Here is a 25687-nt window from a genome sequence, read left to right on the forward strand (position 1 = left end):
GGTTAGAACCGGCATAAACACTCACGAGGTCAGTAGTAGTACGGGTAGCCGGACCAGTCCGGGTCGCGCTTCTCCAGGAACGCGTCGCGGCCTTCGACGGCCTCGTCCTGCATGTACGCCAGCCGGGTGGTTTCTCCGGCGAACAGCTGCTGTCCGACGAGCCCGTCGTCGATCGCGTTGAACGCGTACTTCAGCATCCGCTGCGCGGTCGGCGACTTGCCGACGATCGCCCAGCCCCATTCGAGCGCGACCCGCTCCAGCTCGGCGTGCGGCACGACCTCGTTGACCGCGCCCATCCGGTGCATTTGCTCGGCGGTGTAGTCGCGGCCGAGGAAGAAGATCTCCCGCGCGAATTTCTGCCCGACCTGCCGGGCGAGGCCCGCCGAACCGTAGCCCGCGTCGAACGAGCCGACGTCCGCGTCGGTCTGCTTGAACCGCGCGTGCTCGGCCGAGGCGAGGGTGAGATCGCACACGACGTGCAGCGAATGCCCGCCGCCCGCCGCCCAGCCCGGCACCACGGCGACCACGGGTTTCGGCATGAACCGGATCAACCGCTGGACCTCGAGGATGTGCAGCCTGCCCGCCCGCGCCGGGTCGACCGTGTCCGAGGTCTCCCCGCTCGCGTACTGATACCCGGAGCGTCCGCGAATACGCTGGTCACCGCCGGAGCAGAACGCCCAGCCGCCGTCCTTCGGCGACGGGCCGTTGCCGGTGAGCAGGACGCACCCGACGTCCGAGCTCATCCGGGCGTGGTCGAGCGCCCGGTAGAGCTCGTCGACGGTGTGCGGGCGGAAGGCGTTGCGGACCTCCGGACGGTCGAAAGCGATCCGGACCACCCGTTTGCCGGAGCGGGCGTCTCGCGAACGGTGGTAGGTGATGTCGGTGAAGGAGAACCCTTCGACCTCGGACCAGGCGGCGGGGTCGAACAGCTCGGAAACTCGGGCGTCATCCACGTTTGGGAGAATAGGACCTGTGGACATGATCGCTGTGCCTGACGCCGCTGCCGGAGAGGGCCGGCCGGACGGCGCTCAAGCGGGGGTCTGCCGGTGAACCCCTCCACCGCGCAGGCCAGGGTCATCGTCGACGAACTCGTCCGCAACACCGTGTCGCACGTGGTGTTGTGTCCAGGATCTCGCAACGCGCCGCTGTCGATCGCGCTCTACGACGCCGCCGCTTCGGGACGGCTGCAACTGCACGTCCGCATCGACGAGCGCGGCGCGGCGTTCCTCGCGCTCGGCATCGCGGCGCGCACCGGCCGTCCGGCGGCGGTGGTCTGCACCTCCGGCACCGCGGCGGCGAACTTCCACCCGGCCGTGCTGGAGGCCGACCGGGCAGGCGTGCCGCTGATCGTGCTCACCGCCGACCGCCCGCCGGAGCTGCGTTCCGCGGGCGCGAGCCAGGTGATCAACCAGTACGAGCTGTACGGCGACGCGGTCCGCTACTTCGACGAGCTGGCCGTCGCCGAACGCCGGGCCGGGCAGAACTCCTACTGGCGCAGCCAGATTTGCCGCGCGTGGAACGCCGCGTACGGCGAGTGGCGCTGCGGGCCGGTGCACCTGAACATCCCGTTCCGCGAGCCGCTGGTGCCGGATCTCGACGATGACGGCAAGTGGTACGAATCCCTCGAAGGCCGTCCGGACGGCGAACGCTGGACCGAGCTGCCGGACTTCGGCGCGCTGCCCTCGTTCGTGGTCCCGTCGGCACGGCACGGCCTGGTGATCGCGTGCGACACCGGCGCGCAGGCGGCCAGCGAATGGGCCGAACAGCACGGCTGGCCGGTGGTTTCGGAGACCGGCGGGCTGGGCCTGTCGGGCGCGACCGCGATGTCGTCCGGCGCCTGGCTGCTCGGCGTCGAGGAATTCATCTCGCGACACCGGCCCGAGCAGGTGCTGTGCCTCGGCCGTCCGACGGTGTTCCGGCAGGTCCAGAAGGTGCTGTCGGACCCGGAGGTCGAGGTGCTGCTGGTGCGTCCGGACTCGGACTGGCCCGCGCCCGCGCACAACGTCCGGCAGGTCGGGCAGTGGTTCGCCGAACCGACGAAGCCCGCGGACCCGGAGTGGCTGGCGAGCTGGCAGCGCGCGGACGCCGCGGCCAGCCAGGCGGTCGCGACGGCGCTGGCCGCCGAGCCGTGGCCGAGCGGGGTGCGGGTGGCGACGGAATTGGTCGACGCGTTGCCGGAAGGCGCGCTGCTGGTGGTCGGCTCCTCGAACCCGACGCGCGATGTCGCGCTGGCCGGACGGCTGCGTCCGGACGTCCTGGTGCACCGCAACCGCGGCGTCGCCGGGATCGACGGCACGGTGTCGACGGCCATCGGCGCGGCCACCGTGCACCGCGCGCCGTCGTACGCGCTGCTCGGCGACCTGACGTTCCTGCACGACGCGTCCGGCCTGCTCACCGGGCCCGCGGAGCAGTTGCCGGATCTGACGATCGTGGTGCTGAACGACGACGGCGGCGGCATTTTCTCGCTGCTGGAGCAGGGCGCGCCGGAACACTCGGCGAGCTTCGAGCGCGTCTTCGGCACGCCGCACGGCGCGGATTTGGGCGCGCTCTGCGCGGGCTACCGGGTGCCGCACGTCGTGGCCGAGACGGTCGAGGAATTCCGTGCCGCGTTGCGGCCCGCGCCGGGCCTGCGGGTGGTCGAGGTCCGCGTTGACCGGGCACAGCACCGGAATCTCCACGCGCGGCTGAAGTCGGCGGTCGCGGAAGCGGTGGGGACGGTTTAACCGGCGGGGGCCGGTGAAAATGGGGGATTTCGTGAACGAGGCGGACCTGCGCCCGCGAGGCCGGTGGGCCTGGTTCAGCGCGGCGGTGGCGGCACTGGCCCTGCTCGGGTTGGTGTGCTCGTATTTCTCGTCGTTTCTGGTGATGGCCAGCGACAACTGCTTCGCCGGGGACAGCAGGGCGATCTGCAGCGCGGCCGGACAGCAGGCGGTCGCCTCGCTGCCGTGGGTCGGCTGGTTCGCCGCGATCGGCGGCTCGTTCGCGATGGCCGGGCTGGCCGTGCGGCGCGGCTGGGGGCCGTGGCCGGGGCTCTACGCGGGCCCGATCCTGTACGGCATCCCGATCGCCATCGCGTGGTGGATCGCCGAATCCGGGTGATCTTCCCAGTGGGTAAGAACCCGTCCTTCGGACGTACCTGTGCGGTGCCCACGTGGATACGTTCGGTCGCATTGGCCACCTTGGAGGAACCATGCGATCGAGAACTCGGGCCGGAATCGGGGCGGTTGCGGCTGGAGTCGCGACGGTGCTGCTGGCAGGCACCGCTTCGGCAGTACCGGCACCGGGCGCGCCCGGCGTCGGCGACCCGTACTACCCGAACGCCGGCAACGGCGGCACCGACGTGCAGCACTACGACATCCGCGTGAGCTACCAGCCGGAGACCGACGTTCTGTCGGGCACCACGACGCTCCTGCTCACCGCGACCCAGGACCTGTCGCGCTTCGACCTCGACTTCGCGCTCAAGGCGTCGAAGGTACTGGTGAACAACCGGCCCGCGCAGTTCACCAATCAGAACGGCGACGGCGAGCTGGTGATCACTCCGGCGCAGCCGCTGCTCAAGGGCCAGTCCGCGACGGTCGTCGTGAGCTATTCCGACAGCCCGTCGACGGAGAAGGTCGGCGGACTGAACACCTGGAAGAAGGGCGCTTTCGGCGCACTCGGCGTCGATGAGCCGCAGAGCGCGCAGTGGTGGTTCCCCTCCAACGACCACCCGACCGACAAAGCGACCTACGACGTGTCGATCGAGGCTCCGGACGGGCTCGCCGCCATCTCGAACGGCACGCTCGTGCGCAAGACCAAGAAGCGCGCCGGCTGGACGCGGTGGAACTGGCGCAGCACCAAACCGCAGGCGACATACCTGACGTCGTTCATCGTCGGCAAGTACGACGTGGTCCAGTCCACTACGCCGGACGGCAAGCCGTTCGTCACCGCCTACGGTTCGGATCTCGGCGACTCGCTCGACGCGGCCAAGGCGAGCGTGGAGCGGACGCCGGAGGTCGACGAGTTCCTGGCATCGCAGTTCGGGCCTTACCCGTTCGAGGCCGAAGGCGGCGTCGTGACCAGCGGGATCACCTTCTCGCTGGAAAACCAGACCCGCCCGACCTACGGCGCGCGCAACTTCGCCGCCGGTGCCAACACCACGCTGATCGCGCACGAGAACGCACACCAGTGGTTCGGCGACAACGTTTCGCTGGGCAAGTGGAGCGACATCTGGCTGAACGAGGGCTTCGCCTCCTACGCCGAGTACCTGTGGTCAGAGCATCAAGGCGAGGGCACGACCGCGGAACTCGCGCAGTACGCGTACGACTCCTACGCCGCCGACGACCCGTTCTGGCAGGTCCTGCCGGGCGACCCGAGCGAGCCGAAGCAGTTCGACCGCGCGGTGTACGACCGGGGCGCGATGGCCGTGCAGGCGCTGCGCAAGACGGTCGGCGACGAGGCGTTCTTCTCGATCCTCCAGCAGTGGCAGGTCGCGAAGGCGGGCAAGGCGGCGGTGATCCCGGACTTCATCGCACTCGCGGAGAAGGTCTCGGGCAAGCCGTTGCAGGAGCTGTTCCAGACCTGGTTGTTCACCAAGGGCAAGCCCGCTGTCGGTCCTAACGGGACGGTCGCGGCCCGTGCGTTCGCCGCTGTCCCGGCGAAGCCGAAGGCGTGGGACCAGATCCAGGCGAACCACCGCGCGCTGGCGGAGGCGGACCGGCACTGAAATTCGCTTGCCTGGCTGCGGGATCCTGGAGAGTTCCGCTCTCTCCAGGAGGATTCGGTGGCCATGAAAGTGCGGGCGCAGCTCCGCCACGCCCGGCTCGACGACCGGGAGTGGCGGGTGCTGCGCCCTGATCCCGGTCTGGATACCGCGCTGTTGTTCGAGATCGCTCCGGGCATGGAGATGTCGCACGTGGAGATGTACGTCGATCGCCGCGCGGCATACCGGATCGGGGTGCTGTGGCTGCTGGCTTCGCGGTCCCGGCACACGATCATCCACCTGCCGCTGCGCACCGGCCGGATTCCCGCGGAACCGGAATTCTCCGGCCGTCCGCTGGATCTCGTGCTGAGCCAGCACGCCGCCCACCTGCGCCCTTCGCAGTGGCCGCGGCTGCGCGCGGCACTCGGCCCGCCCCGGCCGCATACGGTGCGGGTCCCGGCCGATCGGCGGCCGATCGAATGGCCGGAATGGCCGACGCGGGACCGGCTGCTCGACCGGTACCACGCGAACACGATGTTCCTGACCGGCAGCCCGGCGGTCTTCCGGCACACCGCCGAGGACTTCTTCGACCTCGCGTTCGGCGCCCCAGGCGCGGCTCCGGACGAGGAATCGCCGCACCACAAGTGTTTTCAGCTGCATTGGACGTCTCGGCTGCTGGTGAACGCGTACAACCTGCACGTGCTGTACCGGGCGCACTGGCTGCCGAGTGCCGAGCTGGTCGGCGCACCCGACTAAACTCTGGGTGTGGCAGCCAGGAGTGTGAAGGCACGGCGGATCGCGTGGTTCGCCGTGTTGGGCGTAGCTGTGCTGCTCACAGTGATGTGCGTGAGCCTGGTTTTCGCCGCGTTCCGCAACGACAGCGCGATCGAATCGCACCTTGGCACGGCGAACGCGACGGTCGAATCGGTGGCGTTCGACCGCACGATCATCCAGTACCAGACGCCGGACGGCATCGTGCACAGCCCGGCGACCGGCGTGCTGTACCCGTCGGGTCTCGCCGCCGGTCAGCTGGTGGCGATCGAGTACGACGCGACCAATCCGGAGCTGACCCGGGTCGCGGGCCGGACCGCGACGTTGACGCTGCTGCCGGTAGGCATGACGGTGCTGATCACGTGGCTGGTCGCGGGCCCGCTGCTGTGGTGGCTGCGCCGGTTGATGAAGCGGGACCGGTCCGCTGCCGCTCCGGAGCCGGTGCCCGCGAAGGTGTGAGGCTCGTGAGTGTTCATGCCGGTTAGAACCGGCATGAACACTCACGAGCCCCCTACGTCCCGACGGTTTCCTGCCACCAGCCAAGCACCTCATCGGCAACGCCAGGTGCCGCAACCAGCAATCCGTCCGTAGGCAACGCCGCGTCCTCGCCGTGCTTGTCCAGCACCACCGCACCGGCCTCGATCGCCATCGCGACCGACCCCGCGACGTCCCATTCGTGGTAGCTGTGCAGCACCGCCGCGGCCGCGTGCCCGAGTGCGACCTGCGCGATCGACAACGCGGCCGACCCCAGTACCCGCACTCCCGCGTGTGCGGCCGCCGCGCGTTCGATGAACTCGCCCATTCCCGGCCACGGTCCCTTGCGGGCCAGTTCGGTGCAGACGATCGCCCCGGCGGTGCCCGTGCGGTCGACCAGCTTCAGCGGTTTCCCATTGGCCCTGGCACCGCGGCCGCGGGCGGCGGCGTAGATCTGCGCCCGGTACGGGTCCGCGACCACGCCCACCACGGGGCCGCTCGCGTCGACCAGGGCGAGGCTGTACGCGCACCACGGCACTCCGGCCACGTAGTTCGCGGTGCCGTCCACGGAATCGACCACCCAGCGGTACTCCGCGACGTCCGCGCCGTGGTCAGCGCCGAATTCGTGGCCTACCACCGGGATTCCGGGGAACTCCGCGGTCAGCACGCGGCGGGTGTGCCGTTCCAGGATCCGATCGGTGTCGGTGACCCAGTCGAACGGCGAATCCAGCGTCGCCGGGTGCGCGCCGCGGCCCGCGGTCGCGGTGATCACGTCGGTGGCGTCGTTCGCCAGCCGCCCCGCGACCTCGAGCGCTCGGGAGAGCAGCCCGGGTTCCACGGGCCGCGACGGCCTGGAGGACAAGAGGGTCATGCCTGCTTAGTCTGGGCGTTCCTGGTGTCCGGAACGCGACCGGAAGATGACATGTCGTGGCGAATTCTTCGACGGTCGGCGCCCGGGCGCGGACGCTGCGGAGTGTTTCGCCACCGTTGGCCGGTCGGTTACGCGGGATTGGCCCGCCCTGCCTGCGGTTTTGCGACAGTGACGCGGTGCGAGTCGCCATAGTCACCGAAAGTTTCCTGCCCCAGGTGAACGGCGTGACGAATTCCGTGCTGCGGGTCGTCGAGCACCTGGTCGAATCCGCGCACGACGTGCTGGTCGTCGCGCCGGGACCGGGCCCGGCGAGTTACCGCGGCGCGCCCGTCGTCCGCATTCCGGCGCTGGACTTCCCCGGCGTGAACTCGCTGCCGATCGGCCTGCCGACGCGCACCGTGCTGACCGCACTGGCCGATTTCGGCCCGGATGTCGTGCACCTGGCCTCGCCGTTCGTGGTCGGCGCGCGCGGGCTCGCCGCGGCGAGACGGCTGCGCGTGCCGTCGATCGCCGTCTACCAGACCGATATCGCCGGGTTCGCCACGTCGTACGGCTTCGGCATCGGCGCGCGGGCGGCCTGGCGCTGGGTGCGCCGGCTGCACTCGCGGGCCGACCGGACGCTCGCGCCGTCGTCGGACTCGATCGAACAGCTGAAGCTGCACGGCGTTCCGCGCGTGCACCGCTGGGCGCGCGGCGTGGACATCAGCCGGTTTTCCCCGGCGCACGCGGACCCGGCGCTGCGCGCGGAACTCGCGCCGAACGGCGAGCTGCTCGTCGGGTTCGTCGGACGGCTCGCGCCGGAGAAGGAGGTCGACCGGCTGACCGTGCTGGCCGGGATGCCGGGCGTGCGCGTGGTCGTCGTCGGCGACGGACCGGAGCTGCCGGCGCTGCGGGAACGGTTGCCCGGAGCGGCTTTCCTCGGCGCGAAGTACGGCGACGAGCTGTCGGTCGCGTACGCGAGCCTCGACGTTTTCGTGCACACCGGGCCGCACGAGACGTTCTGCCAGGCGGTGCAGGAGGCGATGGCGTCGGGGCTGCCGGTGCTCGCGCCGGACGCGGGCGGCCCGAAGGATCTCGTCCTGCCAGGCCGGACCGGATATCTGCTGCCCGCCGACCGGGAGTCGTTCGGTCCGGCGCTGGTGGCCAAGGTCGACGACCTGCGGGACGCGGCGTTGCGCGCCCGGCTGGGCGAGAAGGCGCGGAAAGTGGTCCTGGGCCGGACGTGGCCCGCGGTGTGCCGGGAGCTGGTCGGGCACTACGAAGCAGTACAGGGCCGAGTCGCGCGCGCGGCTTGAGCCATGCACATCGTCCAGCTGGCGAACTTCTACGGACCACGATCCGGCGGGCTGCGGACCGCGCTGAACCACCTTGGCGCGGGGTACGTCGCCAGCGGGCATCGGGTGACGCTGGTCGTGCCCGGGCGGCGGTACGCGGTGGAAACCCTGCCGACCGGGGTGTGCCGGTATTCCTTGCCTGCCTTGCGAATTCCCGGCACCGGCGGGTATCGCGCGGTCGATCCGCAGCGGGTCCGTTCGGTGCTGCGACGGCTGGAACCGGACCGGCTGGAGGTGTCCGACCGGCTGACCTTGCGGGGAATGGGCGTCTGGGCGCGGCGCAACGGCGTGCCCAGCATGGTCATCTCGCACGAGCGGCTGGACCGGTTGCTGGAGCAGTTCTTGCTGCCCGGAGCGATGGCCCGGCACGTCGCGGACGCCGCCAACCGGCGGATGGCGGCCTCGTACGACACGGTGGTTTGCACGACGGCCTTCGCGCACGCGGAGTTCGAGCGGATCGCCGCGCCTAACGTCCGGCGGGTGCCGTTGGGAGTGGACCTGGCGACGTTCGCGCCGTCGATGCGGGATTCCGGCTGGCGGTCGGTGTTGGCCAGTGGTGCTGACGCGTTGATCGTCCATTGTGGGCGGTTGTCGCCGGAGAAACACGTTGAGCGGAGCGTGGATACGGTCGCCGAGCTGACGGAATCCGGTGTTCGGGTGCGTTTGGTGATCGCGGGCGACGGGCCTCGGCGACGGGCGCTGGAACGGCGGGCTCGGGGCTTGCCGGTGACGTTTCTCGGCTTCTTGGCCGGCCGGGGCGAAGTGGCCCGGTTGCTGGCCAGTGCGGATGTTTCGCTGGCTCCTGGGCCGCACGAGACGTTCGGGCTGGCGGCCTTGGAGGCGCTCGCTTCCGGTACGCCGGTGGTGGTTTCGGCGTCGTCGGCGTTGCGGGAGATCGTGCGACCCGGGTGCGGGGCGGCGGTGGACGATCACGCGCCCGCGTTCGCCAGCGCGGTGACCGGTTTGCTGGACAGCCCGGAGGAGCTTCGGCGGGCGGCCGCTCGGGCGCGGGCGGAGGAGTTCGCGTGGCCGACCTCGGTGCGGGGAATGCTGGCCGCGCTCGGCTGAGGCCGCGGACAGCTAGCCGCGGTAGCCGGGGTGGACGCCGGGGGTTAGGTCGTGGTCGGCGGCGACTCGGGCCAGCAGGTCGCGCAGCACCGAACGTTCCTCTGTGGACAGTGCCGCCATCATCTCGTCTTCGTGTGCCGCGGCGGCTTTCGCCAGCGCGGCCATCGTTTCCTGGCCTTTGTCGCTGAGGAAAACCGCGTAGAGGCGGCGGTCTCGCGGATTGCGGCGGCGTTCGATCAGGCCCTGTTGCTCCAAGCCGTCGACCAGGGCGACCAGCCGGGTCGGCGGCGTGCCCAGCTCCGCGGCCAGCACCTGCTGGCTCTCGCCGGGCCGCCGCGCGATCGCCCGGAGCAGGCCGGTCTGGGGCGGCGTCAGGCCCAGGCCCGCGACGCGTTCGGCGAAGCGCTGGGCCGCGTGTGCGCCCAGTTGGGCCAGCAGGAAGGCGCTGCCGAACTGCGGGGGTCCTTGCATGCCCTGAACCGTATCGCTTGACAATCCATTACACCAGTGTAATCGTTTTTATGGTGAAACTATTTGACCTGGAGGTTTGCCATGACGACCATGACTCGGCAGCAGGGCGGCCCGCCGTTGCTGGCACCGGCGCTGGCGTTTGGGCTGCTGACCGTCGCGTCGGCGGTGCTCGGGGCGGCGGGGACGCGGCCGGATTCCAGCGCGGCTGAGGTCGCCGCGTACATCGGCGGCAACCAGGGCGTCGTGCGGCTGCTCGCGTTCGCGGTGTTCGGCGCGTCGGTTCCGTTGGCGGTCTGGGCCGCTACGGCCTACCGCAGACAGCGGCGGCTCGGCGTCGCGGCGCCGGGCGCGGTGATCGGGCTGACTGGTGGCGTGCTGTCCGCGGCCGCGCTCGCGATGAGCGGGCTGGTCACCTGGACCGCCGCGCAGGCCAGCGAGACGCCGGCGGTGGCGCGGGCGTTGACCAGTCTCGCCTTCGCGTCCGGCGGGCCTGGGTTCGTGGTGCCGCTGGCGTTGCTGATCGCCGGGATCGCGGTGCCCGCGTTGTTCCTGAACCTGATGCCGCGCTGGATGTCGGTCGCCGGGCTGGTGGTCGCCGCGGCCGCGGTGCTCGCCTCGCTTTCGCTGCTGACCCCGGCGCTGTACCCGCTGATCCCGGTCGGCCGGTTCGGCGGGCTGCTGTGGCTGGTCGCTGCCAGCGTCCTGCTCCCGCGCGACCGCGCGGCACGGACGGACTAATCTCGGACCCATGCCCCGAGCGAGCCTGGACAAGGATCCGCACGAAGTCGCCGCGATGTTCGACGGCGTCGCGTCCGGTTACGACCGGGCGAACTCGTTCATGACGTTCGGGTTCGACCGGCGCTGGCGCACCACCACGGCGCGCGTGCTGGACGCCAAACCGGGGGAGAAGGTGCTCGACCTGGCGGCGGGCACCGGGGTCTCCACCGTCGAGTACGCCCGCGGCGGGGCCTGGTGCCTCGCCGCCGACTTCTCCGTCGGGATGCTCAAGGCCGGGCTGCACCGGAACGTGCCGATGGTCGCCGCGGACGCGATGTGCCTGCCGTTCGCCGACGACAGCTTCGACGCCGTCACCATCTCCCTCGCGCTGCGGAACTTCGTCGACACCAAGGGCGCGCTCGCCGAGATCCTGCGCGTCGTCAAACCGGGCGGCCGGCTGGTGATCTGCGAGGTGTCGACGCCCACCTTCGCTCCGATCCGGTTCATCTACCGGCGGTTCATCCTCAAGCTGCTCACCTGGGTCGGCAGCCGGTCCTCGACCAACCCCGAGGCCTACTCCTACCTGGCCGAATCGATGCTCGCCTGGCCTGATCAGCGCGGGCTCGGCGAGATCATCGCGAGCGCCGGATGGACCGAGGTGGAGTGGCTGAACCTCACATTCGGCGTCGTCGCGATCCACCGCGCGCGCAAGCCTGCCTAAAATCGGCGGCATGACGACCTCGCGCCGCAGCCCGGACCACGACGCCGAAGTGATCGTGGTCGGCGCGGGACCGGCTGGATCGACCGTGGCCACCTACCTCGCCCGGGCGGGCGTGGACGTGCTGCTGCTGGAGAAAACCGTCTTCCCGCGCGAGAAGGTGTGCGGCGACGGCCTCACCCCCCGCGGCGTGAAGCAGTTGATCGACCTCGGCCTCGACACCAGCGAGGAAGCGGGCTGGGTGCGCAGCCGCGGTCTGCGGATCCTTACCGGGGACCTGACGTTGGAGTTCGACTGGCCGGATCTCACCGACTACCCGCCGTACGGCGTCTCCCGCACCCGGCACGACTTCGACGACCTGCTCGCGAAGACCGCGGTCAAGGCGGGGGCGCGGCTGTACGAGCGCACCACGGTCACCGGGGCGATCACCAATGCTTCCGGCCGGGTTGTCGGCGTTGAGGCGAAGGTCGGGCCGGAGAAGACTCCCGTGAGCTATCGGGCGCCGTTGGTGCTCGCCTGCGATGGGGTGTCGGCTCGGCTTGCGTTGAGCGTGGGGATCGACAAGAACGAGAAGCGGCCGATGGGGGTCGCGGTGCGGCGGTATTACAAGAGCCCGAAGCACGACGACCCGTTCATCGAGGGGCACCTCGAGCTGTGGGACCGGTCTGATCCCCGTGATCCGAAGCTGCTGCCCGGATATGGCTGGGCGTTCCCGCTCGGGGACGGGACGGTCAACGTCGGGCTGGGGATGCTGTCGACGTCGGCGTCCTTCCGGAACACCGATTACCGCGCGCTGCTGCGGCAGTGGCTCGACGGAACGCCCGAGGAATGGGGCTACCGCGAGGAAAACGCGATCGGCAAGGTCGGCGGGGCTGGGTTGCCGATGGGCTTCAACCGGACGCCGCATTACCGCAACGGCTTGCTGCTGCTCGGCGACGCCGGTGGCATGGTGAGCCCGTTCAACGGCGAGGGTATTTCCGCGGCGATGGAGTCGGCGCAACTTGCGGCCGAGGCTGTCGTACAGGCGCTGGCTCGGCCGGAAGGCCCGTCGCGGGAACGCGCGCTGGAGGGCTACCCGCGGGCCGTCGGCGAGCTGATGGGCGGGTACTACCGGCTCGGGAACGTGTTCGCGAAGCTGATCGGGAAGCCGAAGATCATGCACGCGGCGACCAAGTACGGGCTGCGGGTCAACAAGCTCCTTCCCTTGGTGTACAAGGGGCTTTCCGGGTGTTATGACGCCCGCGGCGGCGACGGAGTGGACCGGCTGATCGCCGCTCTCGCCCGCGTCACCCCCAGCCCGCGCTGACCTCTCGCCACCCGCCGCGCTACGGAGAAAACCCCAATGTGGCGTTGGGTGCGTCAGACGCACCCAACGCCACATTGGGTGCGTGACATGCACCCAACGCCACATTGGGGCGTTCGGGCCCGGGCGTAGCGGGAGCGTTCGGGAGCCGGGTTTCGGGGTGGCACAGGCGTTCCGGGGCCGGAGCATTACCCGGCTGGAGCAATGGGTTGTCCGGCCGGTCAGTGTGATACGTCACAAGATCGAGTCGCCCGCGAGGGCTGGCGCGGTTCTTGAATCGGCCTTTACCGCTGGTCTCGCGAGTGCGGGCGGGGGTGGGCCTGGAGAACCGCCGGGTCAAGTTAGGGCCGCCTTAGTCCGCAACCCCTCGGGACAAGAGTGTGACTCACGTCCTACACTCCCCCCATGCTTTGTGAATCGCTTCACAACCGCGACTCGTCGCTTGTGAACTATTTCACAAGCAGGTGGTGGGTCGGACACGGGCCGTAAGGGCGCCCTGACCCTCGGCGGTGTGACCCAGCTCCCTTAGGGTGCGCAACCGAGAACTCGGACCACCACCCGAGAACAACCCGCAGCGGCGCGGAAAGGATGGCGAAGACCCCGTGCTGATGGTGCCCGTGCTGGCGCAGGCCGATCCCGGACCGGCGGCGCCCGGACTCAACGTGTATCTGCCGCTCGTTCTGCTCTTCGTGCTCGCGGCGGGGTTCGCCGTGTTCTCCGTGCTGCTGGGTCCGCTCGTCGGGCCGAAGCGGTACAACCGCGCGAAGACCGCTGCCTACGAGTGCGGCATCGAACCGTCGCCGCAGCCGCTCGTCGGCGGCGGCCGGATGCCGGTGGCCTACTACATCACGGCCATGCTCTTCATCCTGTTCGACATCGAGATGGTGTTCCTCTACCCGTTCGCGGTGAACGCCAACGCACTCGGTGTCTTCGGCCTGGTGGAGATCGTGCTGTTCATCGTGACGGTCGGGTTCGCGTACGCCTACGTGTGGCGGCGCGGCGGCCTGGATTGGAACTGAACCCATGGGCCTCGAAGAAAAACTCCCCAACGGCATCCTGCTGGCCAGCCTCGAGGGACTGGTCAACTGGGCTCGCAAGAACTCCCTGTGGCCCGCCACCTTCGGCCTCGCCTGCTGCGCGTTCGAGATGATGTCGGTCGGCGGTTCGCGCTACGACATCGCGCGCTTCGGCATGGAGCGGTTCTCCGCGACGCCGCGGCAGGCCGACCTGATGATCGTGGCCGGCCGGGTGACCCAGAAGATGGCCCCGGTCCTTCGCCAGATCTACGACCAGATGGCCGAGCCCAAGTGGGTCCTCTCGATGGGCGTCTGCGCCTCGTCCGGCGGCATGTTCAACAACTACGCCGTGGTGCAGGGCGTCGACCACATCGTCCCGGTCGACATGTACCTGCCCGGCTGCCCGCCGCGGCCGGAAATGCTGCTCGACGCGATCCTCAAGCTGCACGCCAAGATCCAGGACGAGCCGATCAACGCCCGCCGCGCCGCGATCCGCGCGGCCAGCGGGGCCCGTACCGAGTTGATCCCGTCCTCGATCAAGTACGCGAAGAAGTGAGCACCGGTGCCTGAGAACCCCGAAGAGACTCCCGAAACCGGCGGCCCGCAGTCCAGCGCGGAGCGGCCCGAAGCAGGCCTCGAAGCGCACGGCCCCGGCGCGGCCGAACCGGTCGTCGCCGGCCGCGAGCGCAAGGGCATGTTCGGCGTCCGCGGCAGCGGGGACACCTCCGGTTACGGCGGCCTGCGGCTGCCCGCCTACAGCCCGCCGCCCGCGGAGCGCCCGTACGGCGGCTGGTTCGACGAGTTCGCCGACGAGTTCATGGCCGCCTTGGCGGACAACAAGATCCCGCCGTCCGCGATCCTCCAGACCACTGTGGACCGCGGCGAGATCACCTTCTACGTCAGCCGCGAGCACCTCGTCGCCATCGCGAAGGTGCTGCGCAACGACCCGGGCCTGCGGTTCGAAATGCTCATGGCGGTCACCGGCGTCGACTACGGCGTGGACGTCCCGCAGCGGATGCACACGGTCTACGACTTCCTGTCGATGACCTACCGCCGCCGGATCCGGCTCGAAATCACCATGGACATGGACGATCTGCACGTCCCGTCCCTGGTCCCGGTCTACCCGACGGCCGACTGGCACGAGCGCGAGGCCTACGACATGTTCGGCATCGTCTTCGACGGCCACCCCGGGCTGACCCGCATCTTCATGCCGGACGACTGGGACGGCCACCCCCAGCGCAAGGACTACCCGCTCGGCGGGATCCCGGTCGAATACAAGGGCGCGGAAATCCCGCCGCCGGACCAGCGGAGGTCGTACTCGTGACCATCAACGAAGAAACGACGGAAGCCGAGTACGCGGAAGTCCGGGACACCACCGAAGGCCCCGTCTACCACGTCTCCGGCGGGGACTGGGACGAAGTTCTCGGCGACGCCCAGCACGACGACCGCATGGTCATCAACATGGGCCCGCAGCACCCGTCGACGCACGGCGTGCTCCGGCTCGTGCTGGAGCTGGAAGGCGAGACGGTCACGCAGTTGCGCGCGGTCGTAGGCTACCTGCACACCGGCATCGAGAAGAGCGCCGAGTTCCGCAACTGGACCCAGGGTGTCACCTTCGTGACGCGCGCGGACTACCTCGCTCCGCTGTCCAACGAGATGTGCTACTGCCTCGGCGTCGAGAAACTGCTGGGCATCAAGGCCCCGCCGCGCGCGGAACTGCTGCGCGTGCTGCTTCTCGAGCTGAACCGGATCACCTCGCACCTGGTGTTCATCGCGACCGGCGGCATGGACCTCGGCGCCACCACCGCGATGACGCTCGGCTTCCGCGAGCGCGAAGAAGCCATGCACCTGCTGGAGTACCTGACCGGCCTGCGGATGAACCACGCGTTCATCCGTCCCGGCGGGCTCGCCCAGGACTTCCCCGAGGACTGGACGGAGAAGGTCCTCGACTTCTGCAAGCTCATGGACAAGCGGCTTCCGCTGTACGACAAGATGTTCACCGGCCAGCCGATCTGGCGGAACCGGCTCAAGGACGTCGGCGTGCTGCCGCTGGACGCGTGCCTCGAACTCGGCATCACCGGTCCGGTGCTGCGCGCCGCGGGCCTGCCGTGGGACCTGCGCAAGACCGAGCCGTACTCGCGCTACGACGAGATCGAGTTCGACGTGCCGACCTCGACCGACGCGGACAGCTGGGCGCGGTACCTGCTGCGGCTCGAAGAAATCCACCAGAGCCTGCGGATCATGAAGCAGGTCGCGAAGATGGCCGAGCCGGGCCCGGTCATGGTGGAGGACAAGAAGATCGCCTGGCCCGCGCAGCTGTCCATCGGCAGCGACGGCATGGGCAACTCGCTCGGCCACGTCAAGAAGATCATGGGCCAGTCGATGGAATCCCTGATCCACCACTTCAAGCTCGTCACCGAGGGCCTCCGCGTGCCGCCGGGCCAGGTCTACGCGCCGGTCGAATCGCCGCGCGGCGAGATCGGCGCGCACCTGGTGTCCGACGGCGGCACCCGTCCGCTGCGCGTGCACCTGCGGGAGCCGAGTTTCGTGAACATGCAGGCGATGCCCGCGATGGCCGAAGGCGGCCTGGTGGCCGACCTCGTCGTCGTGATCGCCTCGATCGACCCGGTTCTGGGGGGAGTTGACCGATGACGAACCCGACCGCAGTCCCGGAGCCGGGGCCGCACGACGCGACGAAGACGTACGCGGCCGCGGGAGCCGACACCGATGTCGCCGCGATCGCGCCCGACCCGTCGCTGGCCGAGGACATTCTCGCCGACACCCCGGCGGTGGACGTGTTCGACGCCGACACGCACCGCGAGGCGAAGGAAATCATCGCCCGGTACCCGATGTCGCGTTCGGCGCTGCTGCCGATGCTGCACCTGGTGCAGTCGGTGCAGGGTTACGTGAGCCAGGAAGGCATCGCCTTCTGCGCGCAGCACCTCGACCTGACCGACGCCGAGGTCAGCGCGGTCGCGACGTTCTACACCATGTACAAGCGCCGCCCGTGCGGCGAGCACCTGGTGAGCGTCTGCACCAACACGCTGTGCGCGGCGCTCGGCGGCGACGACATCTACAAGAAGCTCCAGACGCACCTCGGTTCGGCGGAAAAGCCGCTGGGGCACGAGGAAACCGCGGGCACGCCGGGCGAGGCTGGCTCGATCACCTTGGAGCACGCGGAATGTCTCGCGGCCTGCGACCTCGGTCCGGTCATCCAGGTGAACTACGAGTACTTCGACAACCAGACGCCGGAGCAGGCGGTCGCGCTCGTCGATGCGTTGCAGGCAGGCAAAAAGCCCGCCCCGACGCGCGGTGCGGCGCTGACCGACTTCAAGGGCGCGGAGCGGCAGCTCGCCGGGTTCTGGCCGGAGGACGAGGCCGCTTACCGCAGTGCGGTGGACGGCCCGTCGCAGGCGGTCGAGACCTTGCGCGGCGCGCAGATCGCGGCCGATCGCGGCTGGTCCGCCCCAGGCATGCAGGATGTTCCGCTTCCTGAAGTGGAGAAGAAGTAATGGCCGATCCCATCACTCCGGTCCTCACGAAGCGCTGGCTGTCCCCGGAATCCTGGCGCATCGAAACCTACGAGGCGCTCGAGGGCTACACCGCGGCGCGCAAGGCGCTGGCCGCCACGCCCGAGCAGCTCGTGCAGGTGGTCAAGGACTCCGGTCTGCGCGGCCGCGGCGGCGCGGGCTTCCCGGCGGGCGTGAAGTGGTCGTTCATGCCGCCCAACGAGGACAAGCCGCACTATCTGGTGATCAACGCCGACGAGGGCGAACCCGGTACCTGCAAGGACATTCCGCTGATGATGGCGGACCCGCACTCGCTGATCGAGGGCTGCATCATCGCCTCGTACGCGATGCGGTCGCACCACTGCTTCATCTACGTCCGGGGCGAGGCGCTGCACTGCATCCGCCGGCTCAACGCGGCCGCGCGCGAGGCGTACGCGAAGGGCTACCTCGGCAAAAACATCTTCGGCACCGGCTGGGACCTTGAGCTGACCGTGCACGCCGGGGCCGGCGCGTACATCTGCGGCGAGGAAACCGCGCTGCTGGACTCGCTCGAAGGCCGTCGCGGGCAGCCCCGGCTCAAGCCGCCGTTCCCCGCGGCCGCCGGTTTGTACGCCGCGCCGACGACGGTGAACAACGTGGAGACCATCGCGTCCGCGTCGTACATCATCAACGCCGGTTCGTCGTGGTTCCGCGAGATGGGCCGGGAGAAGTCGCCCGGCCCGAAGATCTACTCGATCTCCGGCCACGTGGAGAAGCCCGGCCAGTACGAATGCCCGCTCGGCACCACGCTGCGCGAGCTGCTGGAGCTGGCGGGCGGCATGAAGGACGGCATCCCGCTCAAGTTCTGGACGCCGGGCGGTTCGTCGACGCCGATGTTCACCGCCGAGCACCTCGACGTCCCGCTCGACTTCGAGGGCGCGGCCGAGGCCGGTTCGATGCTCGGCACCACCGCGGTGCAGGTCTTCAACGAGACCGTTTCGGTGCCGTGGGCGGTCATGAAGTGGACGCAGTTCTACGAGCACGAGTCCTGCGGCAAGTGCACGCCGTGCCGCGAGGGCACGTACTGGCTGGCGCAGATCCTGGAGCGGATGGTCGAGGGCCACGGCACCGAGGAGGACATCGACACCCTCCTCGACGTGTGCGACAACATCTTCGGCCGCTCGTTCTGCGCGCTCGGCGACGGCGCGGTGTCGCCGATCCAGAGCGGCATCAAGTACTTCCGGGACGAGTTCCTGGCTCTGTGTGAGAGCAACAAGCGAGAACTGGTGGGAGCGCAGGCATCATGACGATCGCCCCCGACAAGCCCGAGACGGCGGAAACGCCGGTCCCCGAAGGTCATGTCAAGCTGACCATCGACGGCGAAGAGGTCATCGCGCCCAAGGGCGAACTGCTGATCCGCACCGCCGAGCGGCTCGGCACGAGCATCCCGCGCTTCTGCGACCACCCGCTGCTCGACCCGGCAGGCGCGTGCCGCCAGTGCCTGGTCGAGGTCGAAATGGGCGGCCGTCCGATGCCGAAGCCGCAGGCCTCGTGCACGATGACGGTCGCCGACGGCATGGTGGTCAAGACGCAGCTCACCTCGCCGGTCGCGGACAAGGCGCAGCAGGGCGTGATGGAGCTGCTGCTCATCAACCACCCGCTGGACTGCCCAATCTGCGACAAGGGCGGCGAATGCCCGCTGCAGAACCAGGCCCTCGCGCACGGCCGCGCGGAATCGCGGTTCGTCGACACGAAGCGCACGTTCCCGAAGCCGCTGCCGATCTCGTCGCAGGTGCTCCTCGACCGGGAACGCTGCGTGCTGTGCCAGCGCTGCACCCGGTTCTCCGACCAGGTGGCCGGCGACCCGTTCATCGCGCTGCTCGAACGCGGCGCGCACCAGCAGATCGGCACCGCGGAAACCGCCGACGTGCTCGATCTGGCCTCCCGCACCACCGGCGGCGAGCCGTTCCAGAGCTACTTCTCCGGCAACGTGATCCAGATCTGCCCGGTCGGCGCGCTCACCAGCGCGGCGTACCGGTTCCGGTCGCGGCCGTTCGACCTGGTGTCGGCGCCGAGCGTGTGCGAGCACTGCTCGTCCGGCTGCGCCGAGCGCACCGACTTCCGGCGCGGCAAGGTCCAGCGCAAGCTGGCCGGCGACGACCCGGAGGTGAACGAGGAATGGCTGTGCGACAAGGGCCGGTTCGCGTTCCGCTACGTCCAGGCCGGTGACCGGATCCGCCGTCCGCTCGTCCGCAACGCCAGCGGCGAGCTGGAGGAAGCGTCCTGGACCGACGCGCTCCGGACCGCCGCGGAAGGGCTGCTGAAGGCCCGCGAAGGCAAGGGCGGCGCGGTGCTCACCGGCGGCAGGCTGACCGTCGAGGACGCCTACGCGTACTCGAAGTTCGCCCGGATCGCCTTGCGCACCAACGACATCGACTTCCGCACCCGCGCGCACTCGGACGAGGAGCTGGCGTTCCTCGGCTCGACGGTCGTGGGCACCACGCCGGAAACCGGCGTCACGTTCGGCGAGCTCGAGCGGGCCAAGACGGTGCTGTGCGTGGCGTTCGAGCCCGAGGACGAAGCGCCGATCGTGTTCCTGCGGCTGCGCAAGGCGGCCCGCAAGAACCGCACCCGCGTCGTCCACTTGGGACAATGGACGACCTCCTCGGTGCGCAAGACCTTCGGCGAACTGCTGGCCTGCGTCCCCGGCGGCGAAGCGGCTGCGGTGGACGGCATCGCGCAGCACGCGGCCGACGTCGACGCCGCGCTCAGCGGCGAAGGCGCGGTGATCCTGGTCGGCGAGCGCGCCGCGGAGATCCCCGGCCTGTTCTCCGCACTGGTGCGGCTCACCGCCCGCACCGGAGCCCGGTTGGCGTGGATCCCGCGCCGCGCCGGCGACCGGGGCGCGCTCGAAACCGGTTGCGTACCAACGCTTCTGCCGGGCGGCCGCTCGGTCGCCGACGAAGCGGCTCGGGCCGAGGTCGGCAAGCAGTGGGGCGCCGAGCTTCCGGCCGAACCGGGCCGCGACGTCACCGGCATCCTCCAGGCCGTTTCCGGCGGACAGCTGGACGCGCTGGTGGTCGGCGGCGTCGACCCGAACGACCTGCCGGATCCGGACCTGGCCCGCCGCGCGCTCGACAACGCCGGGTTCGTGGTCAGCCTGGAACTGCGGGCGAGCGAGGTCACCGAACGGGCCGACGTGGTCCTGCCGATCGCCCCGGCGGTCGAGAAGTCCGGCAGCTACCTCAACTGGGAGGGCCGCCGCCGCGACTTCGACATCACGCTGGAGGGCACCGGTTCCCTCTCCGACGGCCGGGTGCTCGACACCCTGGCCGTCGAGATGGACGCCGACCTGTTCACCCAGACCCCAGCCGCCGCGGCCGCCGACTTCGCCCGCCTGGGCACCCGCCCCAATGTGGCATTGGGTGCATCTGACGCACCGAATGCCACATTGGGTGCATCTCACGCACCCAATGCCACATTGGGGCGCTCTGAGCCGGGGCCGGGGCAGGCGGTGCTCGCCACCTGGCGGCAGCTGATCGACAACGGCTCGCTGCAGGACGGCGAACCGCACCTCAAGGGCACCCAGCGGCCGCCGGTCGCGCGGCTTTCGGCGAAGACCGCCGAAGGACTCGGCGGGACGGTCCGGGTGTCGAACGAGCGCGGGTCGATCACCCTGCCGGTCGAGGTCGCCGACCTGCCGGACGGCGTCGTGTGGCTGCCCGGCAACTCCGACGGCTCGGCCGTCCGCGCCGCACTCGCCGCCGGACACGGCGCGCTCGTGCAGATCTCCGGAGGTGACCAGTGAGCCCGCAGCTCACACAGTTCCTCGCCGAGTACCCGGACGCGGCGGAACGCGCCCGGCTGCTCGCCGACGACCCGTGGTGGCTCGTCCTGATCAAGGCGGTCGTGGTCCTGCTGATCGGGCCGGTCCTGACGATCTTCCTGATCGTGTGGGAGCGCAAGGCGATCGGCCGGATGCAGAACCGGCCCGGCCCCAACCGGGTCGGCCCCGGCGGCTACCTGCAGTCGCTCGCCGACGCGATCAAGCTCCCGTTCAAGGAGCAGATCATCCCGGACACCGCCGACCGCAAGGTGTACTTCCTCGCGCCGGTGCTGTCCGCGGTCCCCGCGCTGATCGCGCTCTCGGCCATCCCGTTCGGCCCGGTCGTCTCGATCTTCGGGCACCGCACGGTGCTGCAGCTGATGGACCTCCCGGTCGGCGTGCTGGTGATCCTCGCCTGCTCGTCGGTCGGCGTGTACGGCATCGTGCTGGCGGGCTGGGCTTCCGGCTCGCCGTACCCGCTCTTCGGCGGCATGCGCTCGGCGGCGCAGGTGATCTCCTACGAGATCGCGATGGGCCTCTCGATCGTCGCGGTGATCCTGTACTCCGGTTCGCTGCAGACGTCGGAAATCGTGCAGGCGCAGACGCACGGCTGGTACTTCTACATGCTCATCCCGAGCTTCGTGATCTACGTGATCTCGATGGTCGGCGAGACGAACCGCGCGCCGTTCGACCTCCCGGAGGCCGAATCCGAGCTGGTCGGCGGGTTCCACACCGAGTACAGCTCGATGAAGTTCGCGATGTTCTTCCTCGCCGAGTACGTCAACATGGTGATCGTCTCCGCGTTCTGCACCACGCTGTTCCTCGGCGGCTGGCGCTTCCCGTTCGTCGGCGACGATTCGGCGCTGAACCAGAACTGGTGGCCGGTCCTCTGGTTCTTCGCCAAGACGTTCATCCTGCTGTTCGGCTTCATCTGGCTGCGCGGCACGCTGCCGCGGCTGCGCTACGACCAGTTCATGCGGCTGGGCTGGAAGGTCCTGGTCCCGGTCAACCTGGTGTGGATCGTGGTCGTGGTCGCGATCAAGACGGTCCAGTGGAGCTGGCCGCAGATCCTCATCGGGGTCGGCATCGTGCTGGTGGTGCTCGTGCTGCTGAGCCTCGCGCTGCCGGACAAGAAGCTGCCCGAATCGGATTACGTGGACCTGGCCGGAAGCGGCTACCCGCTGCCGCCGCTGGACCTGCGGGTCCCGGACGCGACGCCGCGGCAGAAGGCGCTGGCCAAGGCGGAGGCGAAGGCCGCGCGGCGCAAGCCGGCGAGCGTCACCGCGGCGGCCGCACAGGAAGGAACAGACGATGGCGGCAACTGACTTCCTCAATCCCATCAAGGGATTCGGCGTCACCTTCGGGATGATGTTCAAGAAGGTCGCGACCGAGGAGTACCCCGAGGCGGGCGCTCCGGCAGCACCGCGCTACCACGGCCGCCACCAGCTCAACCGGCATCCGGACGGGCTGGAGAAGTGCGTCGGCTGCGAGCTGTGCGCGTGGGCGTGCCCGGCGGACGCGATCTTCGTCGAGGGCGGCAACAACACCGACGAAGAGCGGTACTCCCCGGGCGAGCGCTACGGCGCGGACTACCAGATCAACTATCTGCGCTGCATCGGCTGCGGCCTGTGCATCGAGGCGTGCCCGACCCGGTCGCTCACCATGACCAACTTCTACGAGCTGGCCGACGACGACCGGCAGCGGCTCATCTACACCAAGGAAGACCTGCTCGCCCCGCTGCTGCCGGGCATGGAGCAGCCGCCGCACCCGATGCGGCTCGGCGACAACGAGCAGGACTACTACGTGAACGGCCCCGAGCTGGCCGCGAACGCGCAGCAGCAGGAGGCGAAGAAGTGATCGCCGCCCTTCTCGCGCAGGCCCCGGCCGCCAGTGTCGACGCGTCGGTGACGACCGGCGAGGCCATCGCGTTCTGGATCCTCGGCCCGCTCTCGCTGCTGGGCGCGCTCGGGATGATCTTCTCCCGCAACGCCGTGCACTCGGCGCTGTGGCTGGTGCTCACGATGCTGACGCTCGGCGCGCTGTACATGACGCAGTCCGCGCCGTTCCTAGGGTTCACCCAGATCATCGTCTACACCGGCGCGATCATGATGCTGTTCCTGTTCGTGCTGATGCTGGTCGGCCGGGACAGTTCGGACTCGGTGGTCGAGGTGCTGCGCGGGCAGCGGCTCGCCGCCGGGGTGCTCGGCATCGGGCTCGCCGCCTTGATCGCCGCGGGCGTGTTCCGCGCGATGGTGAACGTGACCCCGGCCCAGCCGCTCGACCCGTACCAGCAGACCGGCGGCGGCCCCGGCGGTCTCGGCAGGCTGATCTTCACCCAGTACCTGTTCCCGTTCGAGCTGACCTCGGCGCTGCTGATCACCGCCGCGCTCGGCGCGATGGTGCTGGCCTTCACCGGCCGCACCGGCAAGACCAAGCTCTCCCAGCGCGAACTGGTCAAGCTGCGCTTCCAGGGCAAGCACGACCGCCCGTCGCCGCTGCCCGGTCCCGGCGTGTTCGCCACCGCCAGCTCGGTGTCGACCCCGGCGCTGCTGCCGGACGGTTCGGTCGCGCCGGAGTCGCTGTCGGAGATCATCGAATCCACCTCGGCGATCCGGCTCATGCGCGAGCGCAAGCTCATCGCGGACGAGGGCCCCAAGCCCGACGCGCACGCACTGGTCGGCGGAGCCGAAAAGGCCGCGCCCGCCGAGGAAGAAGAAGGGGAAGGAAAGTGACCCCGAGCTACTACCTGCTGCTGTCCGCGCTGCTGTTCTGCATCGGCGCGGTGGGCGTGCTGGTCCGCCGCAACGCGATCGTCGTGTTCATGTGCATCGAGCTGATGCTGAACGCGGTGAACCTGACCCTGGTCACCTTCGCCCGCATCAACGGCGGGCTGCACGGCCAGGTGATGGCGTTCTTCGTGATGGTGGTCGCGGCCGCCGAGGTCGTGGTCGGACTGGCGATCATCATGGCCATCTTCCGCACCCGCCGCTCGGCCTCGGTCGACGACACGAACCTGCTGAAGTACTGAGGGAGACGACCGAGTGACCGCATCATCGTGGCTGCTGGTGGCCCTTCCCGCCCTCGGCGCCCTCGTCCTGCTGCTATCCGGGAAACGCGCGAAGGCGTGGGGGCACCTGCTCGGCTGTGCCACCGTCACGCTCGCCTTCGTGTACGCCGTGATCCTGTTCTTCTCCACCGACAGCCACTCGGTCACCGACACCAAGGTCTACTCGTGGATCCCGGTGACCCAGCTGCAAGTGGACTTCGGACTGCGCATCGACGCGCTGTCGCTGACGTTCGTGCTGCTGATCACCGGCGTCGGCATGCTGATCCACTTCTATTCGATCGGCTACATGGCCGACGACGAGGGCCGGTACCGGTTCTTCGCGTACCTGAACCTGTTCGTCGCCTCGATGCTGATCCTGGTGCTGGGCAACAGCTTCGTGACGCTGTACCTCGGCTGGGAGGGCGTGGGTCTCGCCTCGTACCTGCTGATCGGCTGGTATCAGAACCGCCCGTCCGCGGCGACCGCGGCGAAGAAGGCGTTCCTGATGAACCGCGTCGGCGACGTCGGGCTCGCGCTGGCGATCTTCCTGATGTTCAAGTACGTCGGGTCGACCGGCTATGCGCAGGTCTTCGAGGGCGTCGCGCAGGGCAAGATCCCGCCGGGCGCGATCACCGCCATCGCGATCCTGCTGCTGCTGGGCGCCTGCGGTAAGTCCGGCCAGTTCCCGCTGCAGGCCTGGCTTCCGGACGCGATGGAGGGCCCGACCCCGGTGTCGGCGCTCATCCACGCGGCAACCATGGTCACCGCGGGCGTGTACCTGGTGGCCCGCTCCAACGTCATCTTCACCGCGACGCCGGACGGCAGGCTGGTGGTCACCCTGGTCGGCGCGGTCACGCTGCTGCTCGGGTGCGTCGTCGGCTGTGCCTACGACGACATCAAGAAGGTGCTCGCGTACTCGACGGTCAGCCAGATCGGCTACATGATGCTGGCGGTCGGCCTCGGGCCGGGCATTTACGCGCTCGGCATCATGCACCTGGTGGCGCACGGCTTCTTCAAGGCCGGGCTGTTCCTCGGGGCCGGTTCGGTCATGCACGGCATGAACGACGAGGTCGACATGCGCAAGTTCGGCGGGCTGGCCAAGAAGATGCCGATCACCTTCGTCACCTTCGGCCTCGGCTACCTGGCGATCATCGGCTTCCCGTTCCTCACCGGGTACTACACGAAGGACGCGATCATCGAGGCGGCGTTCGGCCAGGAAGGCTGGCGCGGCTGGGCTTTCGGGCTCGCGACGGTGATCGGAGCCGGGCTGACCGCGTTCTACATGACGCGGCTGATGATGATGACCTTCTTCGGCAAGGAGCGCTGGAAGGACATCAAGAGCAGCGACGGGCGCGACTTCCACCCGCACGAGTCCAAGCCGATCATGTGGGTCCCGATGGCGATCCTGGCGGTCGGTTCGGTCGGTGCCGGTGCGTTCTTCGCGCTGGGCAACCGGTTCGTCGACTGGCTGGCCCCGGTGGTCGGCCAGTTCGAGGAGGCCGAGCACACCCCGATTCCTTCGTGGACGGTCCCGGCGGCGACGCTGGTGCTGGCCGCGCTTGGCGTGCTGCTGGCGGTCTGGCTGTTCCGTCCCTCGCGCGACGTCCCGATCGAGAAGCCCGAGCGGGTGTCTTGGCCGGTCCGCGCGGCGCGCAAGGACCTGTACGGCAACGCGCTCAACGAAACCCTGGTCGCCCGTCCGGGCACCTGGCTGGCGCGGGCGCTGGTGTACGTGGACAACCGCGGCGTCGACGGCGCGGTGAACGGCCTCGCCGCGGCACTCGGCGGCGGGTCCGGACGGCTGCGCCGGACGCAGACCGGATTCGTGCGGTCGTACGCACTGTCCATGCTCGGCGGCACGTTCCTGCTTCTCGCGGCCCTTCTGCTGGTGAGGTTCTCCTGA

General features: G+C 69.5%; 25 protein-coding genes. 22 read left to right on the top strand and 3 right to left on the bottom strand.

Features of this window, described 5'->3' with window-relative positions; all coding sequences use genetic code 11:
* Positions 1–29: 29 nt before the first annotated feature.
* Positions 30–953 carry a 1,4-dihydroxy-2-naphthoyl-CoA synthase gene (locus tag L3Q65_RS38950; RefSeq protein WP_182890382.1) on the bottom strand — a complete coding sequence of 308 codons (924 nt, stop codon included), beginning with the start codon at positions 951–953 and terminating at the stop codon, positions 30–32.
* 93 nt (positions 954–1046) lie between these two features.
* Here L3Q65_RS38950 and menD point away from each other — a divergent pair, with 93 nt between their 5' ends.
* The 5 genes from menD (at position 1047) to L3Q65_RS38975 (ending at position 5911) form a co-directional block, all read left to right on the top strand.
* Positions 1047–2723, top strand: coding sequence for a 2-succinyl-5-enolpyruvyl-6-hydroxy-3-cyclohexene-1-carboxylic-acid synthase (menD, locus tag L3Q65_RS38955; RefSeq protein ID WP_182890381.1), 1677 nt, complete (start codon positions 1047–1049; stop codon positions 2721–2723).
* A gap of 31 nt (positions 2724–2754) precedes the next feature.
* Positions 2755–3099: a hypothetical protein gene (locus L3Q65_RS38960; RefSeq protein ID WP_237597910.1), complete on the top strand. Its 345-nt coding sequence runs from the start codon at positions 2755–2757 to the stop codon at positions 3097–3099.
* Between the two features lie 91 nt (positions 3100–3190).
* Positions 3191–4705 (top strand): M1 family metallopeptidase, encoded by a 1515-nt coding sequence (locus L3Q65_RS38965; protein ID WP_182890379.1) that lies wholly within the window; start codon positions 3191–3193, stop codon positions 4703–4705.
* 57 nt (positions 4706–4762) lie between these two features.
* On the top strand, positions 4763–5437 hold the full coding sequence (locus L3Q65_RS38970; protein ID WP_237597911.1) for a hypothetical protein: 675 nt from the start codon (positions 4763–4765) through the stop codon (positions 5435–5437).
* 9 nt (positions 5438–5446) lie between these two features.
* Positions 5447–5911, top strand: coding sequence for a DUF3592 domain-containing protein (locus tag L3Q65_RS38975; RefSeq protein ID WP_182890377.1), 465 nt, complete (start codon positions 5447–5449; stop codon positions 5909–5911).
* A 52-nt stretch (positions 5912–5963) separates the two neighbouring features.
* Here the strand turns inward: L3Q65_RS38975 and L3Q65_RS38980 are convergent, their stop codons facing one another.
* Entirely contained in the window at positions 5964–6797 is an 834-nt protein-coding gene (locus tag L3Q65_RS38980; RefSeq protein ID WP_116202048.1) for an inositol monophosphatase, read from the bottom strand.
* Between the two features lie 224 nt (positions 6798–7021).
* Between L3Q65_RS38980 and L3Q65_RS38985 the strand changes: the two genes are divergently transcribed.
* Positions 7022–8092 carry a glycosyltransferase family 1 protein gene (locus L3Q65_RS38985; RefSeq protein WP_304504534.1) on the top strand — a complete coding sequence of 357 codons (1071 nt, stop codon included), beginning with the start codon at positions 7022–7024 and terminating at the stop codon, positions 8090–8092.
* Between the two features lie 3 nt (positions 8093–8095).
* Positions 8096–9199 (top strand): glycosyltransferase, encoded by a 1104-nt coding sequence (locus L3Q65_RS38990; protein WP_182890375.1) that lies wholly within the window; start codon positions 8096–8098, stop codon positions 9197–9199.
* 12 nt (positions 9200–9211) lie between these two features.
* Here the strand turns inward: L3Q65_RS38990 and L3Q65_RS38995 are convergent, their stop codons facing one another.
* Positions 9212–9670 (bottom strand): MarR family winged helix-turn-helix transcriptional regulator, encoded by a 459-nt coding sequence (locus L3Q65_RS38995; protein WP_182890374.1) that lies wholly within the window; start codon positions 9668–9670, stop codon positions 9212–9214.
* A gap of 81 nt (positions 9671–9751) precedes the next feature.
* Here L3Q65_RS38995 and L3Q65_RS39000 point away from each other — a divergent pair, with 81 nt between their 5' ends.
* The 15 genes from L3Q65_RS39000 (at position 9752) to nuoL (ending at position 25687) form a co-directional block, all read left to right on the top strand.
* Positions 9752–10408, top strand: coding sequence for a DUF4386 domain-containing protein (locus tag L3Q65_RS39000; RefSeq protein WP_182890373.1), 657 nt, complete (start codon positions 9752–9754; stop codon positions 10406–10408).
* 10 nt (positions 10409–10418) lie between these two features.
* Positions 10419–11108, top strand: a complete 690-nt coding sequence (locus L3Q65_RS39005) for a demethylmenaquinone methyltransferase (RefSeq protein ID WP_182890372.1) — start codon at positions 10419–10421, stop codon at positions 11106–11108.
* Positions 11109–11118: 10 nt separating this feature from the next.
* Positions 11119–12411: a geranylgeranyl reductase family protein gene (locus tag L3Q65_RS39010; RefSeq protein WP_182890371.1), complete on the top strand. Its 1293-nt coding sequence runs from the start codon at positions 11119–11121 to the stop codon at positions 12409–12411.
* A 605-nt stretch (positions 12412–13016) separates the two neighbouring features.
* Positions 13017–13427 (top strand): NADH-quinone oxidoreductase subunit A, encoded by a 411-nt coding sequence (locus L3Q65_RS39015; RefSeq protein WP_037818926.1) that lies wholly within the window; start codon positions 13017–13019, stop codon positions 13425–13427.
* A 4-nt stretch (positions 13428–13431) separates the two neighbouring features.
* Entirely contained in the window at positions 13432–13980 is a 549-nt protein-coding gene (locus tag L3Q65_RS39020; protein WP_009072052.1) for an NADH-quinone oxidoreductase subunit B family protein, read from the top strand.
* 6 nt (positions 13981–13986) lie between these two features.
* Positions 13987–14748, top strand: coding sequence for an NADH-quinone oxidoreductase subunit C (locus tag L3Q65_RS39025; protein ID WP_182890369.1), 762 nt, complete (start codon positions 13987–13989; stop codon positions 14746–14748).
* Complete coding sequence (locus L3Q65_RS39030) at positions 14745–16076, top strand: NADH-quinone oxidoreductase subunit D (protein WP_237597912.1); 1332 nt, start codon at positions 14745–14747, stop codon at positions 16074–16076. The genes L3Q65_RS39025 and L3Q65_RS39030 overlap by 4 nt, the downstream gene beginning before the upstream one ends.
* Complete coding sequence (gene nuoE, locus L3Q65_RS39035; protein ID WP_182890367.1) at positions 16073–16936, top strand: NADH-quinone oxidoreductase subunit NuoE; 864 nt, start codon at positions 16073–16075, stop codon at positions 16934–16936. The genes L3Q65_RS39030 and nuoE overlap by 4 nt, the downstream gene beginning before the upstream one ends.
* A complete protein-coding gene (gene nuoF, locus L3Q65_RS39040; RefSeq protein WP_182890366.1) occupies positions 16936–18219 on the top strand; it encodes an NADH-quinone oxidoreductase subunit NuoF in 1284 nt (427 codons plus the stop codon). Before nuoE ends, nuoF begins: the two co-directional genes overlap by 1 nt.
* The gene (locus L3Q65_RS39045) at positions 18216–20720 is read left to right on the top strand and encodes an NADH-quinone oxidoreductase subunit G (RefSeq protein WP_237597913.1); all 2505 of its coding nucleotides are present in this window, start codon (positions 18216–18218) and stop codon (positions 20718–20720) included. The genes nuoF and L3Q65_RS39045 overlap by 4 nt, the downstream gene beginning before the upstream one ends.
* Positions 20717–22063 carry an NADH-quinone oxidoreductase subunit NuoH gene (gene nuoH, locus L3Q65_RS39050; RefSeq protein ID WP_237597914.1) on the top strand — a complete coding sequence of 449 codons (1347 nt, stop codon included), beginning with the start codon at positions 20717–20719 and terminating at the stop codon, positions 22061–22063. The genes L3Q65_RS39045 and nuoH overlap by 4 nt, the downstream gene beginning before the upstream one ends.
* A complete protein-coding gene (gene nuoI, locus L3Q65_RS39055) occupies positions 22050–22595 on the top strand; it encodes an NADH-quinone oxidoreductase subunit NuoI (protein WP_182890363.1) in 546 nt (181 codons plus the stop codon). Before nuoH ends, nuoI begins: the two co-directional genes overlap by 14 nt.
* Positions 22592–23470, top strand: coding sequence for an NADH-quinone oxidoreductase subunit J (locus L3Q65_RS39060; RefSeq protein WP_237597915.1), 879 nt, complete (start codon positions 22592–22594; stop codon positions 23468–23470). Before nuoI ends, L3Q65_RS39060 begins: the two co-directional genes overlap by 4 nt.
* The gene (gene nuoK, locus L3Q65_RS39065) at positions 23467–23766 is read left to right on the top strand and encodes an NADH-quinone oxidoreductase subunit NuoK (RefSeq protein WP_033291119.1); all 300 of its coding nucleotides are present in this window, start codon (positions 23467–23469) and stop codon (positions 23764–23766) included. The genes L3Q65_RS39060 and nuoK overlap by 4 nt, the downstream gene beginning before the upstream one ends.
* Positions 23767–23779: 13 nt before the next feature.
* On the top strand, positions 23780–25687 hold the full coding sequence (nuoL, locus tag L3Q65_RS39070) for an NADH-quinone oxidoreductase subunit L (protein ID WP_237597916.1): 1908 nt from the start codon (positions 23780–23782) through the stop codon (positions 25685–25687).

The sequence above is a fragment of the Amycolatopsis sp. FU40 genome (assembly GCF_021903635.1).
GTDB lineage: Bacteria > Actinomycetota > Actinomycetes > Mycobacteriales > Pseudonocardiaceae > Amycolatopsis > Amycolatopsis dendrobii.

Bases quoted from the DNA above. Each gene is read 5' to 3' on its own strand.
- L3Q65_RS39015 (WP_037818926.1), top strand. From the start codon at position 13,017: ATGGTGCCCGTGCTGGCGCAGGCCGATCCCGGACCGGCGGCGCCCGGA.
- L3Q65_RS39020 (WP_009072052.1), top strand. From the start codon at position 13,432: ATGGGCCTCGAAGAAAAACTCCCCAACGGCATCCTGCTGGCCAGCCTC.
- L3Q65_RS38965 (WP_182890379.1), top strand. From the start codon at position 3,191: ATGCGATCGAGAACTCGGGCCGGAATCGGGGCGGTTGCGGCTGGAGTC.
- nuoF (WP_182890366.1), top strand. From the start codon at position 16,936: ATGGCCGATCCCATCACTCCGGTCCTCACGAAGCGCTGGCTGTCCCCG.
- L3Q65_RS39010 (WP_182890371.1), top strand. From the start codon at position 11,119: ATGACGACCTCGCGCCGCAGCCCGGACCACGACGCCGAAGTGATCGTG.
- L3Q65_RS39045 (WP_237597913.1), top strand. From the start codon at position 18,216: ATGACGATCGCCCCCGACAAGCCCGAGACGGCGGAAACGCCGGTCCCC.
- nuoE (WP_182890367.1), top strand. From the start codon at position 16,073: ATGACGAACCCGACCGCAGTCCCGGAGCCGGGGCCGCACGACGCGACG.
- L3Q65_RS38995 (WP_182890374.1), bottom strand. From the start codon at position 9,670: ATGCAAGGACCCCCGCAGTTCGGCAGCGCCTTCCTGCTGGCCCAACTG.
- L3Q65_RS39005 (WP_182890372.1), top strand. From the start codon at position 10,419: ATGCCCCGAGCGAGCCTGGACAAGGATCCGCACGAAGTCGCCGCGATG.
- nuoI (WP_182890363.1), top strand. From the start codon at position 22,050: ATGGCGGCAACTGACTTCCTCAATCCCATCAAGGGATTCGGCGTCACC.
- L3Q65_RS38990 (WP_182890375.1), top strand. From the start codon at position 8,096: ATGCACATCGTCCAGCTGGCGAACTTCTACGGACCACGATCCGGCGGG.
- L3Q65_RS38980 (WP_116202048.1), bottom strand. From the start codon at position 6,797: ATGACCCTCTTGTCCTCCAGGCCGTCGCGGCCCGTGGAACCCGGGCTG.
- L3Q65_RS39000 (WP_182890373.1), top strand. From the start codon at position 9,752: ATGACGACCATGACTCGGCAGCAGGGCGGCCCGCCGTTGCTGGCACCG.